Genomic DNA, 22,891 nt, shown 5'->3' with positions numbered 1-22,891 from the left:
CAGCCTGAACGCGGGTCCTGAAGGGCCGGCGCCAAAGGCCGAGCCCTACAAGGCCACGAACACCACGCCGTCCTCGATCCTGACCGGATAGGTGGCCAGGTTCTCGCGCAGCGGCGAACAGAGCGCGCGGCCGTCGCGCACGTCGAAGCGTCCTTGATGCAGCGGACATTCGATCTCATGCCCCTCTAGAAAGCCGTCGCACAGCCGCGCATTGCCGTGCGTACAGAGGTTGGCGGTGGCGTAGACCTCGCCCTCCACGCCGTACAGCGCGATCTCGCGGCCGCCGGCCTGCACGGCGATGACTTCGTCCTCAGGCACCTCGTCCCGCGCGATGGCCTTGATCCATTGCGTGCTCATGGTTGTCGTGTCCTTGTTCAGATGGGGTAGATGAGCGAATTCGGCACGAGTTCGCTGTCGAAGATGCACAAGCGCGATTCGAACTTGAGCCCGTCCGGGCCGCGCCGCACCACGTCCAGGTAGCGGCCCACGTTGAACACCGTGGTCAGCTGGCTGGGCTTGGTGCGGAACACGGCGTAGTTGGCCTCGGATTCGATGCGGTCGCCCTGCACCGACAGCACGCGCGGCGCGCCCACCACGTGGCGCTGGTAGTAGGGGTCGTGGAAGATGGTGTCGGTGGCGCCGTAGATGCGGTCCTTCAGCATGCCGCGGCTTTCGAAGGACATGGTCGCCAGCGGATAGCCGCGCTCGTGGTTCTCGCGCGGCAGCACTTTGTACACGCAGTCTTCCATGAAGAAGTCGGGCCACTTCTCCCACTGTTCCGCGTCCAGCGCGGCGGCGTAGTCGTTGTACAGGCAGGTCAGTTGGTAGTAGAGGGGAAAGTCCAGCATCTTCAGGCCTCCATGACCCGGCGCCAATACGCGTACATGCCGCGGATCAGCGTTTCGGTGACCATGTGTTCGGTGTTCTCGGCGGTCTTGCCGCCCAGTTCCGCCACGCTGCGGTGCCAGGGCTTCTGCTCGAAGCCCGCTTGCGAGAACTCGATGACCTCGCCGTCGTCCGCCGACACGAAGCCCGCGGGGCCGAACAGATTGGCCTGGCGCAGCCGGCGGCGCGTCATCTCGGGCGTATCGTCGGCGAAGCCGAAATGCGTCCAGACGAAATCGAAGGCGTCGTGGCCCACCGGTTGGATGTGGCGCGTGGACAGCGAGTTCACCTGCTGCTGGATGATGACGCTGGGGAACAGCGTCATCAGCACGGCGGTGGGGCCGTTCCACCAGGGCTCGGGCACGATGTCCAGGAAGCGGTCGTCGTTCAGCGACATCTGTTCCTTGAAGCTGGACACGCCGCTGGTCACGCTGCCCTTGCCGCCCTGGCCGCGGGTCGAGATCATCGCGGCGTGGCGGAAGTGGCGGTCCATTTTCAGTTCGGACCGGTTGTCCGCCCGCCACAGGCCGAAGGTGACGAACCAGGTGTGCAGCAGGCCGGGATGGTAGGGGTCCTTGATGTTCTCCTGCATCAGCTTCCAGTTGCCCGGGATGCGCTGACGGCTGTAGCCGTGGATCACCAGTTCGCGGCCGTCGAAGACGCGGTCGAAGTAGTGCAGGATGTCGGGCCCCAGATAGTCTTCCAGCGGCTCGACCTCATGGTCGAATGAGGCGAACACCACGCCGTTGCGGCAGGCCACGGCAAGCTTGGTCAGGCCGTGTTCTTCCGGCTTGAAATCGGGCGGCATGCCGCCGTTGACCTTGCCGTCCTGCTTCACGCCGCGGCGGAACGGCACCCCGATCAGATTGCCTTGCAGGTCGTAGTTCCACTGGTGGTAAGGACAGACGAATTCGCTGCGGTTGCCGGAGCGTTCGCGGCAGAACTGCACGCCGCGGTGCGCGCATACGTTTTCCACCACGCGCACCTGGCCCTCGTTGTCGCGCAGCAGGATGACGGAGCGCTCGCCCACGGTGGTGCGCTTGAAGTCGCCCGGATTCGGGATCTCGGCTTCCAGGCCCACGTAGCTCCAGTGCGCGCGGTAGAAGAACCGCTCCAGTTCGCGCTGGTGCAGCGCGGCGTCCGTGTAGACGCCGAAGGGAATGCGGTGGGAGCCGTCGTCCTGCCAGCGCGGGGCGAATTGAATGGGTTGCTCGGGGGCGTTCATGATCCGCTCCGGCTACAGGGCGCGGCGGCGGGACGCGTACAGGTACGCATGGCGTGTCTCCTTGGTTCGGCGGGCCGCGGGAGCGGTCCGGCAGAGCCGGCGCGGCATGGGCGCAGGCGTTTGTCACATCATCGGGCAGGCTGCGAAATAAATAAATAGAATCTGCTTAATGAGATAAATCACCAGAATGAATATTGGTGGAGGCAAGCGCATGAACCTGCAAGACGTGGATCTGAACCTGCTGGTCGTCTTCAACGAACTGCGCAAGCACGGCCGGGTGTCCGCCGTGGCCGAGAGCCTGGGCATTTCGCAGCCCGGCGTCAGCAACGCGCTGGGCCGGCTGCGCAAGCTGCTGGGCGATGAGCTGTTCCTGCGGACCTCGCGCGGCATGGTGCCCACGCCCTACGCGCAGGATCTGGCGCAGCCCATCGCCGCGGCGCTGGAGGCGCTGCACAGCACCCTGAACGCTCGCGCCGCCTTCGACCCGGCGCACAGCGGGCGCGCCTTCGTGATCGGCGTGAACGACGTGGGCGAGACCTATTTCCTGCCGCGGCTGATGCGCGCGCTGGACCGCGCCGCGCCGGGCGTGACGGTGCGCACCGTGCGCACCACCTCGATCGACGTGAAGGACGAGATGGAGCGCGGCCGCATCGACCTGGCCATGGGCTTCTTGCCTGACTTGAAGACCGGCTTCTTCCAGCGCCAGCTGTTCCGCCAGCCCTACGTGTGCATCTTCCGCCGCGACCACCCCCTGGCGCGCACCGGCGTTTCCGCCCGGCAGTTCCGCGCCGCCGAGCATGTGGCCATCGCGTCGGAGGGCACCGGCCATGGCGTGGTGGACCAGGTGATCGAACAGGCAGGCATCCGGCGGCGCCTGCGCCTGACCGTGCCGCACTTCATCGCGGTGGGGCCGGTGCTGGCCGCCACCGACATGATCGCGGTGGTGCCACAGCGTTTCGCCGACTGCGCCTGCGGGCCGTTCGGCCTGGCGACCGCGCCCTGTCCGGTGAAGATCCCGGAGTCCGTTATCAATGTGTTCTGGCACGCCCGGAATCATCGCGAGCCGGCCAACCAGTGGCTGCGGCAGGTGGTGGTGGACGAGTTCGCGGACTAGGGCCTGTGCAAGGCCCCTTCTAGTGTGAACAGGCCCTAGGCTTCGCGCAGCACCACGGGAAACCAGCCGCGCAGCGCATTGGACAGGCGGACCTCGTCGGCGGCATGCAGGTCGGCCAGGGTCAGGACGCGCTCTTCCACCTGTTCCGTGTCCAGCAGTTCGGCGCGCTGCACGCCGGGCAGACAGCCGCTGTCCACGGGCGGCGTGTACCAGTCACCGTCCAGGCGCAGATAGACGTTGCTGCGGCTGCCTTCGCAGAGTTCGCCGCGTTCATTCAGATAGAGCAGATCGAAGATGTGCGGATGCGAGGGCAGCCATTCGATCGTCTTGGTGTACCAGGGGCGGTAGGTGGTCTTGTAGCGCAGCAGCGGTTCGGACGAACGCAGCGCTTCGGGCGCCAGCATGGCTTCCTGCACCGCGGGCAGGGGCGGCAGCGGCGCCGTCTGGATGCTGCGGCTGCCGTCGCGCGCCACCAGCAGGCGCAGGCGGTGCGGCCCGGGCGTGGACACGCCCAGCGCGGTGATCATGATGTCGGCTTCGACGGCCCGGCCGCCCCAGCCATAGCCCAGCGCCTTGCAGGACGCTTCCAGCCGCTTCAGGTGGCGCGCCAGCAGCGGCACCCGGCGTTCGGCATCGACCAGGATGGTCTCGATCAGTTCGGGTTGCATGGGACTCTCCTGGGTCTATGGGTACGCTGCGGCCGCGCTCTATCCTACTACCGATGGCGGCGTGCCGGACTCAGGTCCGCAGGATGCGGGCCTTCCAGTGGCATTCCTGCCATTCCTCGGCCGGGTCCGAATCGTGCACGATGCCGCCGCCCACGCTGTAGACGCCATGGCCGTCCGCGTCCAGCACCAGGGTGCGGATCGCGACATTCAGCGAGAAGTCGCCGTCGGGCGCCAGCCAGCCGATGCTGCCGCAATACAGGCCGCGCGGCGCGGGCTCCATCTGGCGGATGCGGCGCATGGCAGCCACCTTGGGGGCGCCAGTGATCGAGCCGCAGGGGAACAGCGCGCGCAGCACGTCTTCCAGCGAGGCGTCCGGCGCCAGCGCCGATACCGTGGACGTCATGGTCCAGACCGTGGGATAGCGCTCCAGCGAGAACAGCGCATCCACCCGCACCGAGCCCGGTTCGGCCAACCGGCCCAGGTCGTTGCGCAGCAGGTCCACGATCATGAGGTTCTCTGCGCGGTTTTTTTCGCTGGCCAGCAGCGCCTGGCCCAGTCGTTCGTCCTCGGCCGGATCGGGGTGGCGCGGAGCGGTGCCCTTCATGGGGCGCGTGGTCAGGCGCGGGCCGTTGCGGCGCACGAACAGCTCGGGCGAAAACGACAGCACCGTGCGCGCGCCGTCCTGGATGTAGGCGCCGTGCGCCACCGGGTTGCGGGCGGCGATGCGCCGGTATAGCGCGGCCGCGTCGCCCTGGAACTGCAGGTCCAGCGGCTGGGTGTAGTTCACCTGATACAGCTCGCCGTCGCCGATCAGCCCGCGGATGGCCTCGATCTGATGCACATAGTCCGCCTCGGTCATGCGGGGGGCGGGCAGGCTGATGGCGGCCGGCGCGCTGCCAGGCGCTGGCGCGTCCCAGGGCGCTTCGTCATGCTTGCGCTCGAAAACCAGCGCCGTCAGGCGCGGCGTGCCGTCAGCGCGCGGCGGCGTCCAGGGGCCTGTGGGCGGCGCCATGGCGGCTTCCGGCAACAGCCATTCGCCCAGCTCGTAATCCAGCAACAGGGCGATCCAGCGGCCCTGCCGCCGCTGCGCCTCGATCGCGGCCAGGGCAGGGCCGACCTCGGCGGCGGCGCGCGCCTCGATCCGCGAGCAAAAGCCCTCGAATCGCAGCGCGCGGCCGGCCAGCCGGTCTTCAAAACGACATTCCATGCTGCCTACTGCTGTTGATGGGCCAGGAATTCCTTCAGGACCCGTCCCGTGTGGGAATGGTCGCTCAGGGTCATGACGTGTTCCGGCGAGCCTTCGCCCACCAGCTTGCCGCCGCCCGTGCCGCCTTCGGGGCCCAGGTCCAGCAGCCAGTCGGCTTCGGCGATCACGTCCAGGTTGTGCTCGATCACCACCACGGTGTTGCCGGCTTCCACCAGGCGGTGCAGCACGTGGATCAGCTTTTCCACGTCGGCCATCGACAGACCCACGGTGGGCTCGTCCAGCACGTACAGCGTGTGCGGGATGCGCGAGGCGCGGCCGGTCTTGATCAGGCCGTCGGTCAGGCGGGCCTTGGACAGCTCGGTCACCAGCTTGATGCGCTGCGCCTCGCCGCCCGACAGGGTGGGCGAGGGCTGGCCCAGCGTCAGGTAGCCCAGGCCCACGTCCTGCATCAGCTGCAAGGGGCGGTGGATCTTGGGGTGCGCCGCGAAGTAGGCGATGGCGTCGTCCACTTCCATGGCCAGCAGTTCGCCGGCGTTCTTGCCGCGCATCTGCACGCTGAGGGTGTCGTTGTTGAAGCGCGCGCCGTTGCAGGCGTCGCAGGGCACCTTCACGTCAGGCAGGAAGTTCATTTCGATGGTGCGCATGCCCTGGCCTTCGCAGATCGGGCAGCGGCCGTCGCCGGTGTTGAACGAGAAGCGCGCCGCCGTCCAGCCGCGCATGCGCGCTTCGCGGGTATCGGCGAACTGCTTGCGCACGTCGTCCCAGAAACCCACGTAGGTCGCCGGGCAGGAGCGCGGCGTCTTGCCGATGGGCGTCTGGTCCACTTCCAGCACGCGGTCGATGGCTTCCCAGCCCTTGATGCTGTCGCAGCCCGCCCAGCCCGGCGCCTTGCCTTGCGACACGGCCTGCATCAGGTTGTCCAGCAGCACTTCGCGCGCCAGGGTGGACTTGCCCGAGCCCGACACGCCGGTCACCACGCTCAGGCGGCCCACCGGGATCTTCGCGTCCACGCTGCGCAGGTTGTGCAGGCGCGCGCCCTTGATCTCGATCATGGGCGTGTCGGCCTCGACCGGCCGGCGGCCTTGCAGCGGATGCTGCAAGGGCTTGGCCAGATAGCGGCCGGTGACGGATTCGGGCGCTTCGATCAAGTCCTGCGCGCTGCCCTGGGCCACCACGCGGCCGCCGCGGATGCCCGCGCCCGGGCCGATGTCGATGATGTGCGAGGCGCGGCGGATGGTGTCGTCGTCGTGCTCCACCACCACCAGCGTGTTGCCGTTGCCTTCCAGGCGCGCCAGCGCGTCCAGCAGGATGCGGTTGTCGCGCGGGTGCAGGCCGATGGTCGGCTCGTCCAGCACGTAGCACACGCCTTGCAGATTGGAACCCAGCTGCGCGGCCAGGCGGATGCGCTGCGCCTCGCCGCCAGACAGCGTGGGCGCGGCCCGGTCCAGCGCCAGGTAGTTCAGCCCGACCTCTTGCATGAAGTTCAGGCGTCCGCGGATTTCCGTGAGGATGTCGCGGGCGATCTCGCCTTCGCGGCCGCGCGCCACCAGGCCGGTGAAGAAGGTATGCGCGTCCGACACCGGCAGCGAGGCCAGTTCCGCGATGGACTTGTCGCGCCAGCGCACGGCGCGGGCCACGCGGTTCAGGCGCTGTCCGTCGCATTGCGTGCAGGGCTTGGCTTCGCCTTCGTACCACGCGTTCCAGGCGGTTTCCTCGCCGGTCTGCTCCTCGTCGAAACCTTGCAATTGCAGGCCGGTGCCGTAGCAGCCAGTGCACCAGCCGTGCTTGGAGTTGTACGAGAACAGGCGCGGGTCGGGTTCGGGGAAGCTGGTGCCGCAGGACGGGCAGGCGCGCTTGACCGAGAAGTGCTGCTGCTGCAGGTCGCTGTCCAGCGCCTCGTGCAGCTTGTTCACGGGCCAGACCACCGACATCACGCCCTGGCCGTTTTCCAGCGCATTCTTGACCGCGGCGCGCAGTTCGGCCTCATTGGCCGGGTCCACCACCACGTCCGCGATCGGCAGTTCGATGGTGTGTTCCTTGTAGCGGTCCAGCCGCGGCCACGGGGCCACGGGGATGAACTCGCCGTCCACGCGCAGGTGCGAGTGGCCCTTGGAGCCGGCCCATTTGGCCAGGTCCGTGTAATAGCCCTTGCGGGCGGTGACCAGCGGCGCCAGCAGGCCGATGTGCTCGCCCTTGTGCTCGCGCAGCAGGCGCGCCACGATCTGGTCCGTGTTCTGCGGCTCCACCGCGACGTTGCAGTCCGGGCAGTACTGCGTGCCCAGCTTGACGTACAGCAGGCGCAGGAAATGATGGATTTCCGTCATCGTGGCCACGGTGGACTTGCGTCCGCCGCGGCTGGTGCGCTGTTCGATGGCGACCGTGGGCGGGATGCCGAAGATGGCGTCCACGTCCGGTTTGCCGGCCGGCTGCACGATGGCGCGGGCGTAGGCGTTGAGCGATTCCAGGTAGCGGCGCTGCCCCTCGTTGAAGAGGATGTCGAAGGCCAGCGTGGACTTGCCCGAGCCGGACACGCCGGTGATGACGGTGAACTTGTCGCGCGGAATTTCCACGCTGACGTTCTTCAGGTTGTGCTCGCGCGCGTTGCGGATCTCGATCGCCATATTGGCCTGGCGGCGCTCGCGCATCAGGGATTGCAGCGGCCGGCCCGCGTCCGCGTCGTAGGCCTCGCCCGGCTCGGCGATGCGAGCGGTCAGGCCCGCCTGCTCGACTTCCTGCGCGTCGGCGTCGGTGCTGACGACCACGTCGGCCGGCAGGATGCTGACCTCGTAGTCGCGCAGGGCGGCGCCGGTGTGCGAGTTGGGGTTGTCCATCAGGTCCTGCGGCGTGCCGACGCCGATGACCAGGCCGCCGGCGTCGCCGCCTTCGGGGCCCAGGTCGATCAGCCAGTCGGCCGCGCGGATCACGTCCAGGTTGTGCTCGATGACCAGCAGCGTGTGGCCGGCGGCCAGCAGCTTGCGGAACGCGCGCATCAGCCGCGCCACGTCGTCAAAGTGCAGGCCGGTGGTGGGTTCATCGAACAGGAACAGGCTGCCCTTCTTGGCGACCTTGGCGGTGGAGATGCCGCTGCGCGCCGCTTCGGCCAGGTGGCCGGCCAGCTTCAGGCGCTGCGCCTCGCCGCCCGACAGGGTGGGCACGGGCTGGCCCAGCCGCACGTATTCCAGGCCCACGTCGGCCAGCGGCGCAAGGCCGGTCTGCACGTCGCGCAGGCCCTTGAAGAAGTCCAGCGCCTCGCTGACCGTCATCTCCAGCACTTCATCGATGGACGCGCTCTTGCCCAGGTGTTCGACGCGCACTTCCAGCACTTCGGGGCGGAAACGCTTGCCGTCGCAGTCCGGGCAGCGCAGGTACACGTCGGACAGGAACTGCATTTCCACGTGTTCGAAGCCGGTGCCGCCGCAGGTGGGGCAGCGGCCGTCGCCGCCGTTGAAGCTGAAGGTGCCGGCCGTGTAGGCGCGTTCGCGCGCCAGCGGCGCCTGGGCGAACAGCTTGCGGATCGCGTCGAACGCGCCCACGTAGCTGGCCGGATTCGAGCGCGCGGTCTTGCCGATGGGGGTCTGGTCCACCATGACCACTTCGGCGATCTGCTCGGCGCCCAGCAGGCGTTCGAAGGCGCCCGGCGCTTCCGAGGGCTTGCCCTTCTGCTTGAGCAGGGCGGGGTAGAGCACGTCCTGCACCAGGGTGGACTTGCCCGAGCCGGACACGCCGGTCACGCAGACCAGGCGGCCCAGCGGCAGCTCGACGGAGACGTTCTTCAGGTTGTGGGCGCTGACGCCTTCCAGCAGCAGGCGCGGCGTGTTCGCCGCCACCGGCATGGGGCGCGGCGCTTCCACGCGTTGGCGGCCGCCCAGGTAGTCGCCCGTCAGCGTGCGCGCCGCGCGCAGCTGGGCCGGGGTGCCGTCGAACACGATCTGGCCGCCGCGTTCGCCGGGGCCGGGGCCGATGTCGATGATGCGGTCCGCGGCCACCATGACCTGCGGATCGTGCTCCACCACCACCAGCGTGTTGCCGGCGTTGCGCAGGCGGTGCATGACTTCGACCACGCGGTGCATGTCGCGCGGGTGCAGGCCGATGGACGGCTCGTCCAGCACGAACAGCGTGTTCACCAGCGAGGTGCCCAGCGCCGTGGTCAGGTTGATGCGCTGCACTTCGCCGCCCGACAGCGTGCGGCTCTGGCGGTCCAGCGTCAGGTAGCCCAGGCCCACGTCGCACAGGAACTTGAGGCGCGCGCGCACTTCGGTCATGAGCAGGTCGGTGGCGGCGTCCAGCGCGCCGGAGAACGACAGCGTGTCGAAGAAGGTCCGCACGCGTTCGATGGGCAGCAGCATCACGTCATGGATGGACAGGCCGCCCAGGTTGTCGAGCTGTTCGCGGCTCCAGTTGGCGCCCACGGGCATGAAGCGCTTGTAGCGGCCGTCTTCCGGCGGCAGCACGGTGTCGGCTTCTTCCTTGGTGCCCAGGCGCCAGAGCAGCGCGTCGGGCTTGAGGCGCGCGCCGTTGCAGGTGGGGCAGGGCGTGTAGCTGCGGTACTTCGACAGCAGCACGCGCACGTGCATCTTGTAGGCCTTGGTTTCGAGCCAGTCGAAGAAGCGCTGCACGCCGTACCATTGGTGCTTCCAAGCGTCGTTGCCGCCCTTCCAGTCGGGCGTGCCGTACAGCACCCAGCGCTTGTGTTCTTCGCTCAGCTTCTTCCAGGGCACGCCCAGCGGCACGCCGGCCTTGGGCGCGTACTTCTGCAATTCGTCCTGGCATTCCTTGTACGACGGGGTCGTCCAGGGCTTGATGGCGCCTTCCAGCAGGGTCTTGTTTTCGTCCGGGATGACCAGGCCGAAATCGATGCCGATCACGCGGCCGAAGCCGCGGCAGGCTTCGCAGGCGCCCAGCGGCGAATTGAACGAGAAGCTGCTGGGCAGCGGATCGGTGTATTCGATGTCGCAGTCGGCGCAATGCAGGCGGTCGCTGTACTTCCAGATGTGGGCGTTGCCGCCTTCCGCGTCCATGACGTACACGGCCAGGTGGCCGGCGCCCATGCGCAATGCGGTGTCCAGCGCTTCCATGACGCGTTCGCGTTCGGTGCCGGCGAAGCGGAAGCGGTCCTGGATCACGTGCAGGATGCGGCGCGATTCCGTGCCGGCCTTCGCGGCCTTGGCCTTCTTGGCGCCCTTGGCCGGGGCGGCGGCGCGCGGCGCGGCGGTTTCCTCGGCGTGCACGCGGGTGTAGCCCTGCTGCTCCAGGAAGCCGCGCACTTCTTCCTCGGTGAAGTTGGCGGGCACGGCGATGGGGAAGGTCACCACCAGCCGCGGGTCGCCGGCCACGGCGGCGCGTTCGGCCAGCGAGTGGTAGATGGAATCCGGGGTGTCGCGCCGCACCACCTTGCCGCAGCCGCGGCAATACAGCTTCGCGCCGCGCGCGAACAGCAGCTTCAGGTGGTCGTTCAGTTCGGTCATCGTGCCGACCGTGCTGCGCGAGCTGCGCACCGGATTGGTCTGGTCGATGGCGATGGCGGGCAGGATGCCTTCGATGCGGTCCACCTGCGGCTTGTCCATGCGGTCCAGGAACTGGCGCGCATAGGGCGAGAAGGTTTCCACATACCGCCGCTGCCCCTCGGCGTACAGGGTGTCAAAGGCCAGCGAACTTTTGCCGGACCCCGACACGCCGGTCACGACGACCAGTTCGCCGGTGGCGATGGTCAGGTCCAGGTTCTTGAGATTGTTCTGGCGGGCGCCAACGATGCGAATTTGGGAGCTCATGGACGGTATCGTAGCCTGAGGGGAGAGGCCTGCCCGAGCGACAACCCATCGCTGGTTCCGAGCGCGGCGATATGGAATAATTGACTATATTGTGAGTCACGCGTCCAATATGTGGACAAAATCGATGCTCACTAGCTGTATAAATAAACAGTATCGCAGATTCGTCTGAAATTCGCGCTGTCCGCGTTGCTCGTTCTGCAGATTCATTGCTAAGGCATGCCGTCCTTAGTTGGAGACATAGTTGCTGGAAACCAAGGTCCCGGGCGCCGCGGCGTTCGCCAAGTTCATGACGGTGCTGCAGGCGGTGGCGGATGCGCCCCAGCCGCCCACGGCCGCGTCGCTGGCGCGCAGCTGCGGCTATCCCCGGCCCACGGTCTACCGCATCGTCGCCGCCCTGGCCGAACAGGGCATGGTGGCCGAAACCGGCGGCGCGTACCGCCTGGGGCCGCGCCTGATGTCGCTGGCCAGCCGGGCCTGGTCGCAGTTCGACCTGCGCGCGGCGCTGGCGCCCGACCTGCAGGCCCTGCGCGACGAAACCGGCGAAACCGTGCACCTGGCCGTGCCCGCCGGGCACGAGATGACCTATATCGACAAGCTGGAAAGCCCCGGCCCGGTGCGCATGGCGTCGCGGGTGGGGGCTTCGGTGGCGCTGCATTCCAGCGCGGTCGGCAAGGCCTACCTGGCGGCGCTGGACGAGGCCTCCCGCGAGCGCCTGCTGCGCGACCTGCCGCTGACCGCGCGCATGCCGGGCACCGCGACCAGCCTGCCGGCGCTGCGCGCCATGCTGGACACGGCCGCGGCCCGCGGCTACGCCACCGACGACGAGGAAAACGAAGCCGGCATCGTCTGCTACGGCGTGGCGCTGTGCGACGCGGCCGGCCGGCCCATCGCCGGCGTCAGTGTCAGCACCTTGCTGTTCCGGCGGCGCGGCGATCCGCAATCCGCCTATATCGAACCCTTGCTGCGGCTGCGCGACGCCGCCGCGGCCAAACTCTCCGTCCTGCCGGTATCGCCCGGCGGCGCCTGACCGTCTGCCCCCAAGGAATGCCATGACCGCATCTGCCCCTCTTGCCTCCAAGCTTGCCGCCCTGTTGGCCGCCCGGGTCGTGCCCGTGCTGCGCTACACGGACGCGGCCACCGCCGCCTATGCGGCCGAAGTCGCCGTGGCCGCCGGCTGCACCACGCTGGAGTTGACCTGGACCATCCCCGGCGTCACCGACCTGGTGCGCGCGCTGCGCGACAAGCACGGCAGCGCGCTGCTGCTGGGCGTGGGCACGGTGCTGGACGAGCATCAGGCGCGCGAGGCACTGGTGGCCGGGGCGGACTTCCTGGTGTCGCCGGCCCTGGCCACCGACATCGTCGACCTGGCGCACGCGGCCGACGCGCTGTGCCTGCTGGGCGCCTTCACGCCCACCGAAGTGCTGGCGGCCCGGCGCGCGGGCGTGGACGTGGTGAAGGTCTTCCCGGCCGACACGGGCGGCCCCAAGCACCTGGCGGCGCTCAAGTCCGTCTATCCGGACACGATCTTCTGCCCCACGGGCGGCGTGACCCAGGACAATATGGGCGCCTACTTCGCGGCCGGCGCCGCCATGGTCGGCATCGGCAGCAATCTGTACGACAAGGCGGCCTTCGCCGCCCGCGATACCGCTGCCCTGGTGGCGCAGATCGTCCGCACCCGCGAGGCCGCCCATGGCTGATTTCGACATCGTCGCGCTGGGCGAGCCGCTGGTCGAACTGAACCAGACGCAGCAGGACCAGCGCCAATACCTGCAAGGCTTCGGCGGCGACACCTCCAACGCCGTCATCGCCGCGGCGCGGCAGGGCGCCCGCTGCGCCTACCTGACGCGGGTGGGCAACGACGCCTTCGGCCAGCAGTTCCTGGACTTGTGGCAGGCCGAGGGAGTGGATACCTCGGGCGTACAGGTGGACGAGCAGGCTCATACCGGCCTGTATTTCGTGCAGCACGGCCCGGACGGCCATGCCTTCAGCTATCTGCGTCGGGGCTCCGCCGCCAGCCTGATGACGCCGGCCAGCCTGGATTCCGGCCTGATCGAGCGCGCCCGCTACCTGCACGTGTCGGGCATCAGCCTGGCGATCAGCACCAGCGCTTGCGATACCGTCTTCGCCGCCATCGAGCGCGCGCGCGCGGCGGGCGTCCAGGTCAGCCTGGATTCGAACCTGCGGCTGCGCCTGTGGCCGGTGGACCGCGCCCGCGCCGTCCTGCGCGAGACCATGCGCCTGGCCGACCTGTTCCTGCCCAGCATGGACGACATGCAGCACTTGACCGGCAACGACGATCCGGAACGCACGCTGGACTGGATCCGCGACGCCGGCGCCGCCGGCGTGGTGGTGTTGAAGCTGGGCAAGGACGGTTCCATCATCGACGACGGCCGCCGGCGCGTGGCGGTGCCGGCCTTGCGCGTGGATGCCGTCGATGCGACGGGGGCGGGCGACTGCTTCGCGGGCAGCCTGCTCGCGCGCCGTTGCCAGGGCGATTCCTGGGAGGACGCGGTGCGCTACGCCAATGCGGCGGCGGCCCTGTCCACGCTGGGCTATGGCGCGGTCGACCCGCTGCCGCGCAAGGAACAGGTCCTGGAACGGCTGCAAGGCACCGCGGGCTGACCGCCCGCGGTATCCAAGTCCGCGCGGCAGGCGCAGGGGCGATCCGTCCCAGATTTCCTGCCGCGTTGCCTGAACAAGACGGGGTGCGCCCAAAATCCCGCCATTGGCGCAGCCTTCCGATTTCAGGCTAAAATGCCAAGTTACCCGAATTTTCCGCCAGCCCAGTATCCGGTTGTGCGGTCGTCGATCCCCGCACAATTCATCAGGAGAATCAACATGGCTGAACGCAAACGCGTGCGTCGCAACACCCTGGAACGTCGTTGCCTGGGCAAGGCTTTCAAGCGCTTGTTCGTCACGTCCCCCAAGGGCGTTTTCAAGATGCTGGAAAAGATCAAGCGCGTCTAATTGACGCGTTCGGCCGGAGTTTTCCGGTCCGATAAAAAAACCCGCCGGTGCGCCGCGCGGGTTTTTTTTCGTCCGCAGCCGGCCGGGGCGGCGCCACGTCTATTCCTGGTCCTGGGGCGGGCCGAGCTTGGGCAGGATGAAATCCATGAAGGCGCGGGTCTTCGCCGGCTGGATGCTGGACGGATACACCACGTAGATCGAAATCGGGTCCACCTTCCAGCCCGGCAGCACGCGCTTGAGCGAATTGCGCTTGATGATGGGGGCGAGCGCATGGCAGTGCGGCATGCGGGTAATCGCCAGGTCCAGCCCCGCCAGCGTGCCGGCGATGCTCATGTTGTTGGCCGCCAGATGGCCGCTGACCGGCACGCGTTCGGTGACCGCGCCGCGGTGCAGCGTCCAGTGCGAATGCGCTTCGTCGATGGCGGTGCGCAAGCACTGGTGCTGGCTGAGGTCCGCCGGCACCTTGGGTTCGCCGTGCCGGGCCAGGTAGCGGTCCGAGGCATACAGGTGGTTCTCCAGGGAAACCAGTTCCTGCACCACGGCGCCGCTAGGCACGGTGCTGTTGCCGTTGCCATTGTCATAGCCGCTTTCCGCCGCGGTCCGCGGATGATGGGCGTCGTTGCCGAATCGCAGCACCACGTCGAACGGGGTGCCCTGCGCGTCGGAGGCCGTCATCATGCTCAGGTCGAATTCGCATTCCACTTCGGGATAGCGATCGGTGAAATCGGTGATGGTTTCGGGCAGCAGCCACATGGCCAGGCTGTAGGGCATGGAGACCCGCAGATTGCCCGAGGGGCCGCCCGACAGCGATTGCAGCTGCTCGTGCGCCAGGCGGGCCTCGTCGATCAGGCCCTGGCATCGGCGCATATAGGCCGCGCCGGCTTCCGTGAGGTCCAGGCGGCGCGTGTTGCGGTTGATCAGCCGCAGGCCGATGGCGCGTTCCAGCTCGTTGATGCGGCGCGACAAGGTGGAAGTCGGCATATTGAGCGCGCGCGCCGCCAGGCTGAAGCTCTTGCGCTTGGCAACCTCCACGAACAAGGCGATGTCATTGAGCTGGACGGTCGAAGCTTCCATAGGCATTCCGGTTTTGGCCGCCCGAGTGTACGCCACCCGGATATGCGGCCGAAGACAGGCGCGATACCGCCAAGTCCGATAAAGCTGTGATTTTGTCAGATTTGATTGCAAATTCGCGCGCGGCGGCGCCGGTTCGCGCAAGCATATCCCCTACACTTCAGGCGAAAACACCAAAACCAAGACCGCAGCGTTTGCGCTACGCATCGCAAAGGGGCTCAGTGGGCATGACCGACACACCAACTCTTTTTACTGTTTTAACGCCCACCTACAACCGGGCGGGCACGCTGCATCGTGTCTATGAATCCCTTTCCCGGCAGACTTTCCGGGATTTCGAATGGGTAGTGGTGGACGACGGCTCCACCGACAACACCCACGAATCCATTCTGGACTGGCAGGCGCGCGCCGATTTTCCCATCCGCTATTTCTGGCAGAACAACCGCCACAAGAAAACCGCCTTCAACCGCGGCGTGCGCGAGGCGCGCGGCGAGCTGATCGTCGCCCTGGACAGCGACGACGAGATGCCACCCGACGCCCTGGCCATCTTCAAGGAAACCTGGGACGCGATTCCGCCGGCGCGGCGCGAATCCTATGTCGCGGTGACGGGCCTGTGCGCGCGCCCCGACGGCAGCATCGTCGGCGACCGCTATCCGCAGGACGTGTTCGACAGCACCGCGGTGGACGTCTATTTCCGCTACCGCATCAAGGGCGAGAAATTCGGCTGTATGCGCACCGACATCCTCAGAAAATTTCCCTTCCCCGAGGACGTCGCGGGCTTCGTGCCCGAAAGCCTGGTGTGGTGGGCGATCGCCCGCGCCGGCTACCTGAGCCGCTTCATCAACCGCGTCGTGCGCACCTATCACGACACGCCTGGCGGCTTGAGCCAGGGCGCGGTTTCCGTGGCCAACAACGCCCAGGGCCTGTACCTGCTGGCCTGGGACATGCTGCAGCACCACCTGGAATTCTTCCGCTACCGGCCGCGCGAATTCATCATGGCCGCGGCGCGCTATACGCGCTTCCGCCTGCACCTGAAGCACTCCGGGGTGCCGACCGCGGTGCAGGCCTACAAGCTGACGAACCCCCTGGCGAAGTTCATGGTGGCGGCGATGTGGCCGCTGGGCTATGCCCTGTACCGCCGCGACCGGCGCCGCGGCGTCGCCTAGGACCCGCGGCGGCAGGCCGCGGCCCGCATTTCAAGCGGGAGCCGCGGCGGGCGCCGCCCCGTGCCCAAGCCCCAGATAGACCTCGACCACGCGCGGATCCTCCGCCACCTGGGCCGCCGGGCCTTCCAGCGTGACGGCGCCGGTTTCCAGCACATAGGCGTAATCGGCCACCTGCAGCGCGGCGCGGGCGTTCTGCTCGATCAGCAGGATCGACACGCCCATTTCGCGCAGGCGGGCGACGATGCGGAACACTTCGCGCACGATGCGCGGGGCCAGGCCCAGGCTGGGCTCGTCCAGCATCAGCAGCTTCGGCTTGGCCATCAGCGCGCGGCCCACCGCCAGCATCTGGCGCTCGCCGCCGGACAGCGTGCCGGACAGCTGCGCGCGGCGCTCCTTCAGGCGCGGAAACAGCTCGTAGACTTCGGCCAGCGTCTGCTCCTGGTCGCGCAGACCGCAGCGAAAGCGGTGGAACGCGCCCAGCATCAGGTTGTCTTCCACCGTCATCTCGGAGAACAGCTCGCGCTTTTCGGGCACCAGGTTCATGCCCGCGGCCACCATTTCCTCGATTTCGGCGTGTTCCTGCCGCTTGCCGCCGAAGACGATCTGGCCGCTGGACGGCAGCACGCCCATGATGGCGGACAGCAGGGTCGTCTTGCCGGCGCCGTTGGGGCCGATCACGGTCACGATCTGGCCTTCGCCCACTTCCAGGCTGACGCCCGAGACGGCCTCGACCTTGTCGTAGGCCACGCGCAGGTCGTGCACTTCCAGCAATTTCGCGCTCATCATTCCACTCCGCCCAGATAGGCTTCCAGCACCGCGGGGTTGTTCTGGATCTCGCCGGGCAGGCCCTCGGCGATCTTCTCGCCGAAGTCCATGACCACCACGCGGTCCACCAGCCCCATCACGAAGTCCATGTCGTGCTCCACCAGCAGGATCGCCATGCCTTCGGCGCGCAGCTTCTTCAGCAGCTCGGCCAGCTCGCGCTTTTCCTGGTAGCGCAGGCCCGCGGCGGGCTCGTCCAGCAGCAGGATGCAGGGATCGGACGCCAGGGCGCGGGCGATTTCCAGGATGCGCTGCTGTCCCAGGGCTAGCGAGCCGGCCTCGTCATGCAGATGCTTGCCCAGTCCGGTGCGCTCGACCTGGCGCGCGGCTTCGGCCAGCAGGCGCGCTTCCTCGGCGCGGTCCAGCCGCCAGGCGGCCGGCAGCACGCCGCGGTGGCCGCGCAGGTGCGCGCCGATGGCCACGTTTTCCAGCACGCTCATGCGGCCCAGCAGGCGCACGTGCTGGAACGTGCGCGACAGGCCCAGCCGCGCGATGCGGCGCGCGCCGGCGCCGGCCACCGACTGGCCCAGCAGCGTCACCGTGCCCGAGGTCGGTGTGTCGACGCCGGAAATCTGGTTGAACATGGTGCTCTTGCCGGCGCCGTTGGGGCCGATCAGCGCCAGGATCTCGCCGGCGCGGATTTCCAGGTTCATGGCGTTGTTGGCGACCAGGCCGCCGAACTTGCGCGTCACGTCCACGGCTTTGAGCACCACTTCGCCGCGCGGCGGCATGGGCTTGCGCGGCAAGGGCTCGGCATTCATGTCCAGCTTGCGCGGCTGCTTCTTCACCGGCACCCAGCGCGTCAGGACCGGCCACAGGCCGCTGCGCGCGCGGTGCAGCAGCAGCACCATGCCGAAGCCGAACACGATCACCTCGAAGTTGCCGGTCTGGCCCAGCAGCCTGGGCATCCAGTCCTGCAGCCATTGCTTGAGCACGGTGAAGACGCCCGCGCCGACCAGCGCGCCCCACACCTGCCCCGCGCCGCCGATGACGGTCATGAACAGGTATTCGATGCCCATCTGCAGGCCGAAGGGATTGGGGTTCACGAAGCGCTGCATGTGCGCATACAGCCAGCCCGAGGCGCAGGCCTGCAGCGCCGCGATGATGAAGATCACCATGCGCGAGCGGGCCGTGTCCACGCCCATGGACTCCGCCATCACCCGGCCGCCCTTGAGCGCCCGGATGGCGCGGCCCTCGCGCGAATCCAGCAGGTTCTGCGTGGACCATACCGCCACCAGCAGGAAGGCCCAGATCAGGTAGTAGATGTTGTCGCCCTGGTTCAGCGTCCAGCCGAACAGGTTGATGGCGGGAATGTCCGGGATGCCGGTGTGGCCGCCCAGGCCTTCGACCGAGCCGAAGACGAAGTACAGCGACAGGCCCCAGGCGATCGTGCCCAGTGGCAGGAAATGGCCCGACAGCTTGAGTGTGATGGCGCCCAGCAGGTAGGCGATGAGCAGCGTCAGCAGCAGCCCCGCCAGCAGCGTCAGCCAGGGCGAGGCGCCCAACCACGCCAGCCACGACGGCAGCGTGTCCGCGCGGGTGGTCAGCAGCGCCGTGGTGTAGGCGCCCACGCCCACGAACGCGGCTTGCCCGAAGCTCGTCAGGCCGCCGACGCCGGTCAGCAGCACCAGGCCCAGCGCCACCATGGCGTACAGGCCGATGTAGTTCAGCAAGGTGACGTAGAACGGCGGCAGGACCAGCGGGGCCAGGGCCAGCAGCGCCAGGAACGCGAGGAGGATGTGGCGCGGGTTCATTCGTCTTCTTCCTCGACGTGATGGCTTTTCAGTGAACGCCAGAGCAGCACGGGGATGATCAGCGTGAACACAATGATTTCTTTGTAGGCGCTGGCCCAGAACGAGGAGAAGGCTTCGATCAGGCCGACCAGGATGGCGCCGGCGGCGGCCAGCGGATAGCTCACCAGTCCGCCGATGATCGCGCCCACGAAGCCCTTCAGGCTGACCATGAAGCCGGAGTCGAAGTACATGGTGGTGATGGGCGCGATCAGAATGCCCGAGACCGTGCCGATCAGCGCGGCCAGGAAGAACGTGGCCTTGCCCGCGAAGACCGGCGAAATGCCCATCAGCCGCGCGCCCAGCCGGTTGAAGGCCGCGGCGCGCAGCGCCTTGCCGTACATCGAGCGTTCAAAGAACTGGTAAAGCACGATGATGAGCAGGGCCGACACCGCCACCACCCACAGCGCCTGGCTGTTGACGTTCAGCGGACCCAGCGCCAGGCTGGCGTCGCTGAACGGCGCAGTGCGTGCGCCCTCGGCACCGAAGGCCAGCAGCCCCAGGCCGACCAGCGCCAGGTGCACGGCGATGGACACGATCAGCAGCACCAGCGTCGAGGCCGACGCGATAGGCTGATAGAACAGGCGATACAGCTGCGGTCCCATCGGCACCACCAGCAGCAGCGTCAGCAAGGCCTGCGCCGCCATGGGCAGCTGCGCCAGCGGCAGCTTGTAGAACAGCGCGGCCAGCGCCAGCGGATAGACCAGCTTCACCGCCATGCGCCATGCGCCGCGGTTGCGGCCCGGCCGCTTGCGGCGCGCCAGCAGATCGGCGCCGACCTCGGCCACCGCGAAGGCGAACAGCAGCCACACCAGCAGCACCGGCTTGCCGGCCTGCAGCGCAGCCATGGTGAGCGCGCCGAACGCGACGAACTCGCCTTGCGGGATGAACAGCACGCGGGTGACGGTAAAGACCAGCAGGATGGACAAGGCCAGCAGCGCATAGATGGCGCCGTTGGTGATGCCGTCCTGCCCGAGTATCAGGGCAATCTGAGCATTCATGCGAAATTCCGGGTAAGACAGACAAGCACGCCAGGTACGTCATCCCCTGTCCGCGCGCACCCTCCGGGATGCTACGGAGCAAACTCTGCGCACCCTATCGGGATGCCACGGAACCGACTCTGCGCACCCCATCGAGATGCCACGAAGCAGGCTCTATGCACCCCTAGCGGGATGCCGCGGATCCGGGCTCTGCCGGTCCGCAGGCATGCCCCCCTGGGGGGGAAGCGCGCAGCGCTTCGGGGGGGGACTATTTCATCAGCTTCCAGGCGCCGTCCTTGACGGTGATGAGTTCGCGGCCGCGGTCGTCGAAGCCGCTGTGGTCGGCGGCGGACATGTTGTAGACGCCCTGGGTGCCGACCAGCTCCTTGGTCTGTTCCAGCGCATCGCGCAGCGCGCTGCGGAATTCCTTGGTGCCCGGCTTGCCGGCCTTTTCAGCCAGCGGCACGGCCTTTTCCAGCAGCAGGCCGGCGTCGTAGACGTTGGCGCCGAAGGTGGCCGGCTTGGAGCCGTTGAGCTTTTCGTAGGCGGCGATGTAGTCGGCGGCGACCTTCTTGGACGGGTTGCTGTCAGGCATTTCCGGCAGCACCAGCATCAGGCTGGCGGCCAGGATCGTGCCTTCGACCTTCTTGCCGCCCAGCTTCAGGAAGTCGGGCAGGGCCGCGCCATGGGTTTGGTAGAACTTGCCCTTGTAGCCCTGATCGAACAGCGTGGTCTGCGGCAGCACGCTGGCGGCGCCGGGGGCGGCAATCAGCACGGCGTCCGGCTTGGCGGCCAGGATCTTCAGCGCCTGGCCCGTGACAGAGCTGTCGAAGCGCAGGTAGCGTTCGTTGGCGGTGATCTTGATGCCCTTTTCCGCGGCCAGGCCCGCGAACACCTTGGACCAGTTCTCACCGTAGGGATCGTTCAGGCCGATGAAGCCGACCGTCTTGATGCCGGTCTTGGCCATGTGATCGACCAGCGCGCGCGCGATGATGTCGTCGTTCTGGGTGGTCTTGAAGACCCACTTCTTCTGCTCGTTCATGGGCAGCACGACCGCGGCGGTGCCCACCGGCGCCAGCATGGGCACGCCGGCCTCGGCCGCGAACTGGATCACGCCCATGGCGTTGGGCGAGCCCGACGGGCCGATCAGCGCGTCCACGTTCTGTTCCGAAATCAGCTTCTTGAAGGCCGTCACCGAGTTGGTGGAATCGCTGGCGTCATCCAGCGAGATGTACTCCACGGTCAGGTCGCCGATCTTCTTGGGCAGCAGCGGCACGGTGTTCTTCTGGGGGATCCCGACCAGGGCCGTGGGGCCGGTGGACGAGGTGACGACGCCGACCTTGACTTGGGCCAGGGCGGGCAGGGCGAACAGCGCGGCTACCGCGGCGGCAGCGGCCAGGGGGAGTTTCTTCGACAGCATGGCAAAACCTCCGGATAGGGAGCAGGGTGGGGGTGCGGCTGGAAAACGGAGAAAACGGTACTTCTGTGCTTGCTTGGTTTGCTTTAATACTTGTTGCTTAAACTTTCTTGTGCGCAGGCTCGCACTGTAGACCTGGTCCGCAGTGCTTACCTATCCGTCAAAACCCGAAGCGGCGCGCGCGATGCGCGCTCAGATGGTGATTGAGCTGACGCTGGCGCCGCCGCAGACGAACAGCGTCTGGCCGGTGACGAAGCTGTTGGCGGGGTCCGAGAAGAACATGACGGCGCGCGCCACGTCGTCCGAACGGCCCAGGCGCTTGACCGGGATGCCGGCCGCCAGCTGCTTTTCGCGCTCGCTGCCGGGCTCGATCACCTCGTAGAACATATCGGTCTGGATCGGGCCCGGCGCCACCACGTTGACCGTGATGCCATAGGGCGCCAGCTCCAGCGACCAGGTGCGCGCCATGCCCACCATGCCGGCCTTGGTGGCCGAATAGGCGGTGCGCGTCGGCAGGCCCAGGGCGCCGCGCGACGACATCATCACGATGCGGCCGAACTTGCGTTCCTGCATGCCGGGCAGGGCGGCCTGCACCAGGCTGATGGCCGCGCCCAGATGGATCTGGGTCAGGCCGTGCAGTTCTTCCTGCGTGACCTGCGGCAGCAGGTTGGGCCAGATGACGCCGGCGTTGTGGATAACGTGGCTGATGGGAAACTTCGCCGCGGCTTCCGCGCCGGCCTGCGCAGTCGCGTCCGCGTCCAGCAGGTCCACCTGCATGTTGTGCAGGCGCGGATGGCTGAAGTCGGCGGCGCGGCGCGCCATGGAAATCACTTCGTAGCCTGCGTCCAGCATGCTGCGGCAGATCTCGGCGCCGATGCCGGCGCTGCCGCCGGTGACGATGGCGACGTTGGTGTGCGTCATGGATATCCCCCTGTAATCGTGGTTGCGCGGCCGGCTCAGGCGCGGCCGGCTCAGGTGCGGCCGGCTCAGGCCTTGGGCGCCAGCGCCAGCACGCGCAGCGGGCTGCCCGAGCCGCTGCGGATCTTGAGCGGCGCCGAGAAGATCACCGCGCCGGTCGGCGGCAGTTGGTCCAGGTTGGTCATGCATTGCAGGCCGTAGCGGTTGTTGCCGTGCATGTAGTAGTGGCAGGGGTAGGGGGGATCCAGGTGCTGCGCCTGGCCCGCGTCGGTGCCGACCGACTCGGTGCCGAATCCGTGCACGTCGCGTTCCTTGATCAGCCAGGGCACCACTTCAGCATCCGGGCCGGGCGAGTGCGCGCCGTCTTCCTGCAGGTTCAGGTAGTCGGCGGGCTTGGCGCGCTTGGACCAGTCGGTGCGCATCAGCACCCAGGAACGCGCGGGGATGCGGCCGTGCCGCTCTTCCCACTTCTTCACGAAGTCCACGGTCAGCAGGAAGTCGGGGTTGTCGCGGGATTCGGCCGAGCAGTCGATGACGCAGGCGCTGGCGATGAAGGCCTCGACCGGAATGGTGTCGACGGTGTTGTCAGGCTGGTCCTTGCCCGTGACCCAGTGGGCCGGCGCGTCGAAGTGGGTGCCAGTGTGCTCGGAGCACGAGAAGTTGTTCCAGTACCAGGCGGGGCCGCGCTCGTCGTAGCGCGAGATCTCCTCGATGCGGAACGGCCAGGCCTGGCCGAATTCCGGCGGCAGCACGATGGTCGGGAATTCAGGCGTCAGCGTCTCGGTCAGGTCCACCACGCGGATGCGGCCGGACATCAGTTCGGCCATGAATTGGGCAAGAATATTTTGGCTCATGTGCTGTTCCTCTAGGTTCGTGCGTTGTCGGGGCGGCGGGCC

General features: G+C 67.7%; 19 protein-coding genes. 6 read left to right on the top strand and 13 right to left on the bottom strand.

The features are described from left to right. Nucleotides 1-45: 45 nt before the first annotated feature. From HWY37_RS12870 to HWY37_RS12860, 3 genes are read right to left on the bottom strand one after another with little or no spacing between them, the layout of a single operon-like run. Nucleotides 46-357, bottom strand: coding sequence for a non-heme iron oxygenase ferredoxin subunit (locus HWY37_RS12870; protein WP_176088767.1), 312 nt, complete (start codon nt 355-357; stop codon nt 46-48). A gap of 17 nt (nt 358-374) precedes the next feature. Then, nucleotides 375-848: an aromatic-ring-hydroxylating dioxygenase subunit beta gene (locus tag HWY37_RS12865; protein WP_175205232.1), complete on the bottom strand. Its 474-nt coding sequence runs from the start codon at nt 846-848 to the stop codon at nt 375-377. A gap of 2 nt (nt 849-850) precedes the next feature. Next, nucleotides 851-2,110 (bottom strand): aromatic ring-hydroxylating dioxygenase subunit alpha, encoded by a 1,260-nt coding sequence (locus tag HWY37_RS12860; protein WP_175205231.1) that lies wholly within the window; start codon nt 2,108-2,110, stop codon nt 851-853. Between the two features lie 211 nt (nt 2,111-2,321). Between HWY37_RS12860 and HWY37_RS12855 the strand changes: the two genes are divergently transcribed. Then, nucleotides 2,322-3,224: a LysR family transcriptional regulator gene (locus HWY37_RS12855; RefSeq protein ID WP_176088766.1), complete on the top strand. Its 903-nt coding sequence runs from the start codon at nt 2,322-2,324 to the stop codon at nt 3,222-3,224. Between the two features lie 35 nt (nt 3,225-3,259). On the opposite strand, the gene HWY37_RS12850 is transcribed toward HWY37_RS12855, so the two are convergent. The 3 genes from HWY37_RS12850 to uvrA all read right to left on the bottom strand — a co-directional run bounded on the left by HWY37_RS12850 (nt 3,260) and on the right by uvrA (nt 10,867). Next, nucleotides 3,260-3,892: an aminotransferase class IV family protein gene (locus tag HWY37_RS12850; protein ID WP_176088765.1), complete on the bottom strand. Its 633-nt coding sequence runs from the start codon at nt 3,890-3,892 to the stop codon at nt 3,260-3,262. A gap of 70 nt (nt 3,893-3,962) precedes the next feature. After that, nucleotides 3,963-5,099, bottom strand: coding sequence for an aminodeoxychorismate synthase component I (locus HWY37_RS12845; RefSeq protein WP_176088764.1), 1,137 nt, complete (start codon nt 5,097-5,099; stop codon nt 3,963-3,965). Between the two features lie 5 nt (nt 5,100-5,104). Further along, nucleotides 5,105-10,867 (bottom strand): excinuclease ABC subunit UvrA, encoded by a 5,763-nt coding sequence (gene uvrA / locus HWY37_RS12840; RefSeq protein ID WP_176088763.1) that lies wholly within the window; start codon nt 10,865-10,867, stop codon nt 5,105-5,107. Nucleotides 10,868-11,108: 241 nt separating this feature from the next. Between uvrA and HWY37_RS12835 the strand changes: the two genes are divergently transcribed. The 4 genes from HWY37_RS12835 (at nt 11,109) to HWY37_RS34775 (ending at nt 13,834) form a co-directional block, all read left to right on the top strand. Next, entirely contained in the window at nt 11,109-11,894 is a 786-nt protein-coding gene (locus tag HWY37_RS12835; protein WP_175205226.1) for an IclR family transcriptional regulator, read from the top strand. 22 nt (nt 11,895-11,916) lie between these two features. After that, on the top strand, nt 11,917-12,564 hold the full coding sequence (locus tag HWY37_RS12830; RefSeq protein ID WP_175205225.1) for a bifunctional 4-hydroxy-2-oxoglutarate aldolase/2-dehydro-3-deoxy-phosphogluconate aldolase: 648 nt from the start codon (nt 11,917-11,919) through the stop codon (nt 12,562-12,564). Then, the gene (locus HWY37_RS12825; RefSeq protein ID WP_176088762.1) at nt 12,557-13,489 is read left to right on the top strand and encodes a sugar kinase; all 933 of its coding nucleotides are present in this window, start codon (nt 12,557-12,559) and stop codon (nt 13,487-13,489) included. The genes HWY37_RS12830 and HWY37_RS12825 overlap by 8 nt, the downstream gene beginning before the upstream one ends. A 216-nt stretch (nt 13,490-13,705) precedes the next feature. Beyond that, nucleotides 13,706-13,834, top strand: a complete 129-nt coding sequence (locus tag HWY37_RS34775) for a hypothetical protein (protein WP_255423380.1) — start codon at nt 13,706-13,708, stop codon at nt 13,832-13,834. Between the two features lie 99 nt (nt 13,835-13,933). On the opposite strand, the gene HWY37_RS12820 is transcribed toward HWY37_RS34775, so the two are convergent. Then, on the bottom strand, nt 13,934-14,908 hold the full coding sequence (locus HWY37_RS12820; protein ID WP_176088761.1) for a LysR family transcriptional regulator: 975 nt from the start codon (nt 14,906-14,908) through the stop codon (nt 13,934-13,936). A gap of 224 nt (nt 14,909-15,132) precedes the next feature. On the opposite strand from HWY37_RS12820, the gene HWY37_RS12815 reads away from it, so the two are divergent. Beyond that, entirely contained in the window at nt 15,133-16,068 is a 936-nt protein-coding gene (locus HWY37_RS12815) for a glycosyltransferase family 2 protein (RefSeq protein WP_176088760.1), read from the top strand. Nucleotides 16,069-16,098: 30 nt separating this feature from the next. Here the strand turns inward: HWY37_RS12815 and HWY37_RS12810 are convergent, their stop codons facing one another. The 6 genes from HWY37_RS12810 to HWY37_RS12785 form a co-directional block, all read right to left on the bottom strand. Further along, entirely contained in the window at nt 16,099-16,851 is a 753-nt protein-coding gene (locus tag HWY37_RS12810) for an ABC transporter ATP-binding protein (RefSeq protein ID WP_176088759.1), read from the bottom strand. Next, nucleotides 16,851-18,644 carry a branched-chain amino acid ABC transporter ATP-binding protein/permease gene (locus HWY37_RS12805; RefSeq protein WP_175205220.1) on the bottom strand — a complete coding sequence of 598 codons (1,794 nt, stop codon included), beginning with the start codon at nt 18,642-18,644 and terminating at the stop codon, nt 16,851-16,853. The genes HWY37_RS12810 and HWY37_RS12805 overlap by 1 nt, the downstream gene beginning before the upstream one ends. After that, entirely contained in the window at nt 18,641-19,681 is a 1,041-nt protein-coding gene (locus HWY37_RS12800; protein WP_175205219.1) for a branched-chain amino acid ABC transporter permease, read from the bottom strand. The genes HWY37_RS12805 and HWY37_RS12800 overlap by 4 nt, the downstream gene beginning before the upstream one ends. A 247-nt stretch (nt 19,682-19,928) precedes the next feature. Further along, nucleotides 19,929-21,080 carry an ABC transporter substrate-binding protein gene (locus tag HWY37_RS12795; RefSeq protein WP_176088758.1) on the bottom strand — a complete coding sequence of 384 codons (1,152 nt, stop codon included), beginning with the start codon at nt 21,078-21,080 and terminating at the stop codon, nt 19,929-19,931. A gap of 189 nt (nt 21,081-21,269) precedes the next feature. Next, complete coding sequence (locus tag HWY37_RS12790; RefSeq protein ID WP_176088757.1) at nt 21,270-21,998, bottom strand: SDR family NAD(P)-dependent oxidoreductase; 729 nt, start codon at nt 21,996-21,998, stop codon at nt 21,270-21,272. A gap of 65 nt (nt 21,999-22,063) precedes the next feature. Further along, entirely contained in the window at nt 22,064-22,849 is a 786-nt protein-coding gene (locus HWY37_RS12785) for a cyclase family protein (RefSeq protein ID WP_175205216.1), read from the bottom strand. Between the last annotated feature and the right edge of the window lie 42 nt (nt 22,850-22,891).

The organism is Achromobacter anxifer, assembly GCF_903652925.1.
Lineage (GTDB): Bacteria > Pseudomonadota > Gammaproteobacteria > Burkholderiales > Burkholderiaceae_B > Achromobacter > Achromobacter anxifer.
Note: the sequence above shows the minus strand (reverse complement) of the source record. Positions and strands in the feature narration are given on the sequence as shown.

Excerpts from the sequence above, each read along its gene's own strand:
- HWY37_RS12870 (WP_176088767.1), bottom strand. The coding sequence starts at position 357 with ATGAGCACGCAATGGATCAAGGCCATCGCGCGGGACGAGGTGCCTGAG.
- HWY37_RS12865 (WP_175205232.1), bottom strand. The coding sequence starts at position 848 with ATGCTGGACTTTCCCCTCTACTACCAACTGACCTGCCTGTACAACGAC.
- HWY37_RS12860 (WP_175205231.1), bottom strand. The coding sequence starts at position 2,110 with ATGAACGCCCCCGAGCAACCCATTCAATTCGCCCCGCGCTGGCAGGAC.
- HWY37_RS12855 (WP_176088766.1), top strand. The coding sequence starts at position 2,322 with ATGAACCTGCAAGACGTGGATCTGAACCTGCTGGTCGTCTTCAACGAA.
- HWY37_RS12850 (WP_176088765.1), bottom strand. The coding sequence starts at position 3,892 with ATGCAACCCGAACTGATCGAGACCATCCTGGTCGATGCCGAACGCCGG.
- HWY37_RS12845 (WP_176088764.1), bottom strand. The coding sequence starts at position 5,099 with ATGGAATGTCGTTTTGAAGACCGGCTGGCCGGCCGCGCGCTGCGATTC.
- uvrA (WP_176088763.1), bottom strand. The coding sequence starts at position 10,867 with ATGAGCTCCCAAATTCGCATCGTTGGCGCCCGCCAGAACAATCTCAAG.
- HWY37_RS12830 (WP_175205225.1), top strand. The coding sequence starts at position 11,917 with ATGACCGCATCTGCCCCTCTTGCCTCCAAGCTTGCCGCCCTGTTGGCC.
- HWY37_RS12825 (WP_176088762.1), top strand. The coding sequence starts at position 12,557 with ATGGCTGATTTCGACATCGTCGCGCTGGGCGAGCCGCTGGTCGAACTG.
- HWY37_RS34775 (WP_255423380.1), top strand. The coding sequence starts at position 13,706 with ATGGCTGAACGCAAACGCGTGCGTCGCAACACCCTGGAACGTCGTTGC.
- HWY37_RS12820 (WP_176088761.1), bottom strand. The coding sequence starts at position 14,908 with ATGGAAGCTTCGACCGTCCAGCTCAATGACATCGCCTTGTTCGTGGAG.
- HWY37_RS12815 (WP_176088760.1), top strand. The coding sequence starts at position 15,133 with ATGACCGACACACCAACTCTTTTTACTGTTTTAACGCCCACCTACAAC.
- HWY37_RS12810 (WP_176088759.1), bottom strand. The coding sequence starts at position 16,851 with ATGAGCGCGAAATTGCTGGAAGTGCACGACCTGCGCGTGGCCTACGAC.
- HWY37_RS12805 (WP_175205220.1), bottom strand. The coding sequence starts at position 18,644 with ATGAACCCGCGCCACATCCTCCTCGCGTTCCTGGCGCTGCTGGCCCTG.
- HWY37_RS12800 (WP_175205219.1), bottom strand. The coding sequence starts at position 19,681 with ATGAATGCTCAGATTGCCCTGATACTCGGGCAGGACGGCATCACCAAC.
- HWY37_RS12795 (WP_176088758.1), bottom strand. The coding sequence starts at position 21,080 with ATGCTGTCGAAGAAACTCCCCCTGGCCGCTGCCGCCGCGGTAGCCGCG.
- HWY37_RS12790 (WP_176088757.1), bottom strand. The coding sequence starts at position 21,998 with ATGACGCACACCAACGTCGCCATCGTCACCGGCGGCAGCGCCGGCATC.
- HWY37_RS12785 (WP_175205216.1), bottom strand. The coding sequence starts at position 22,849 with ATGAGCCAAAATATTCTTGCCCAATTCATGGCCGAACTGATGTCCGGC.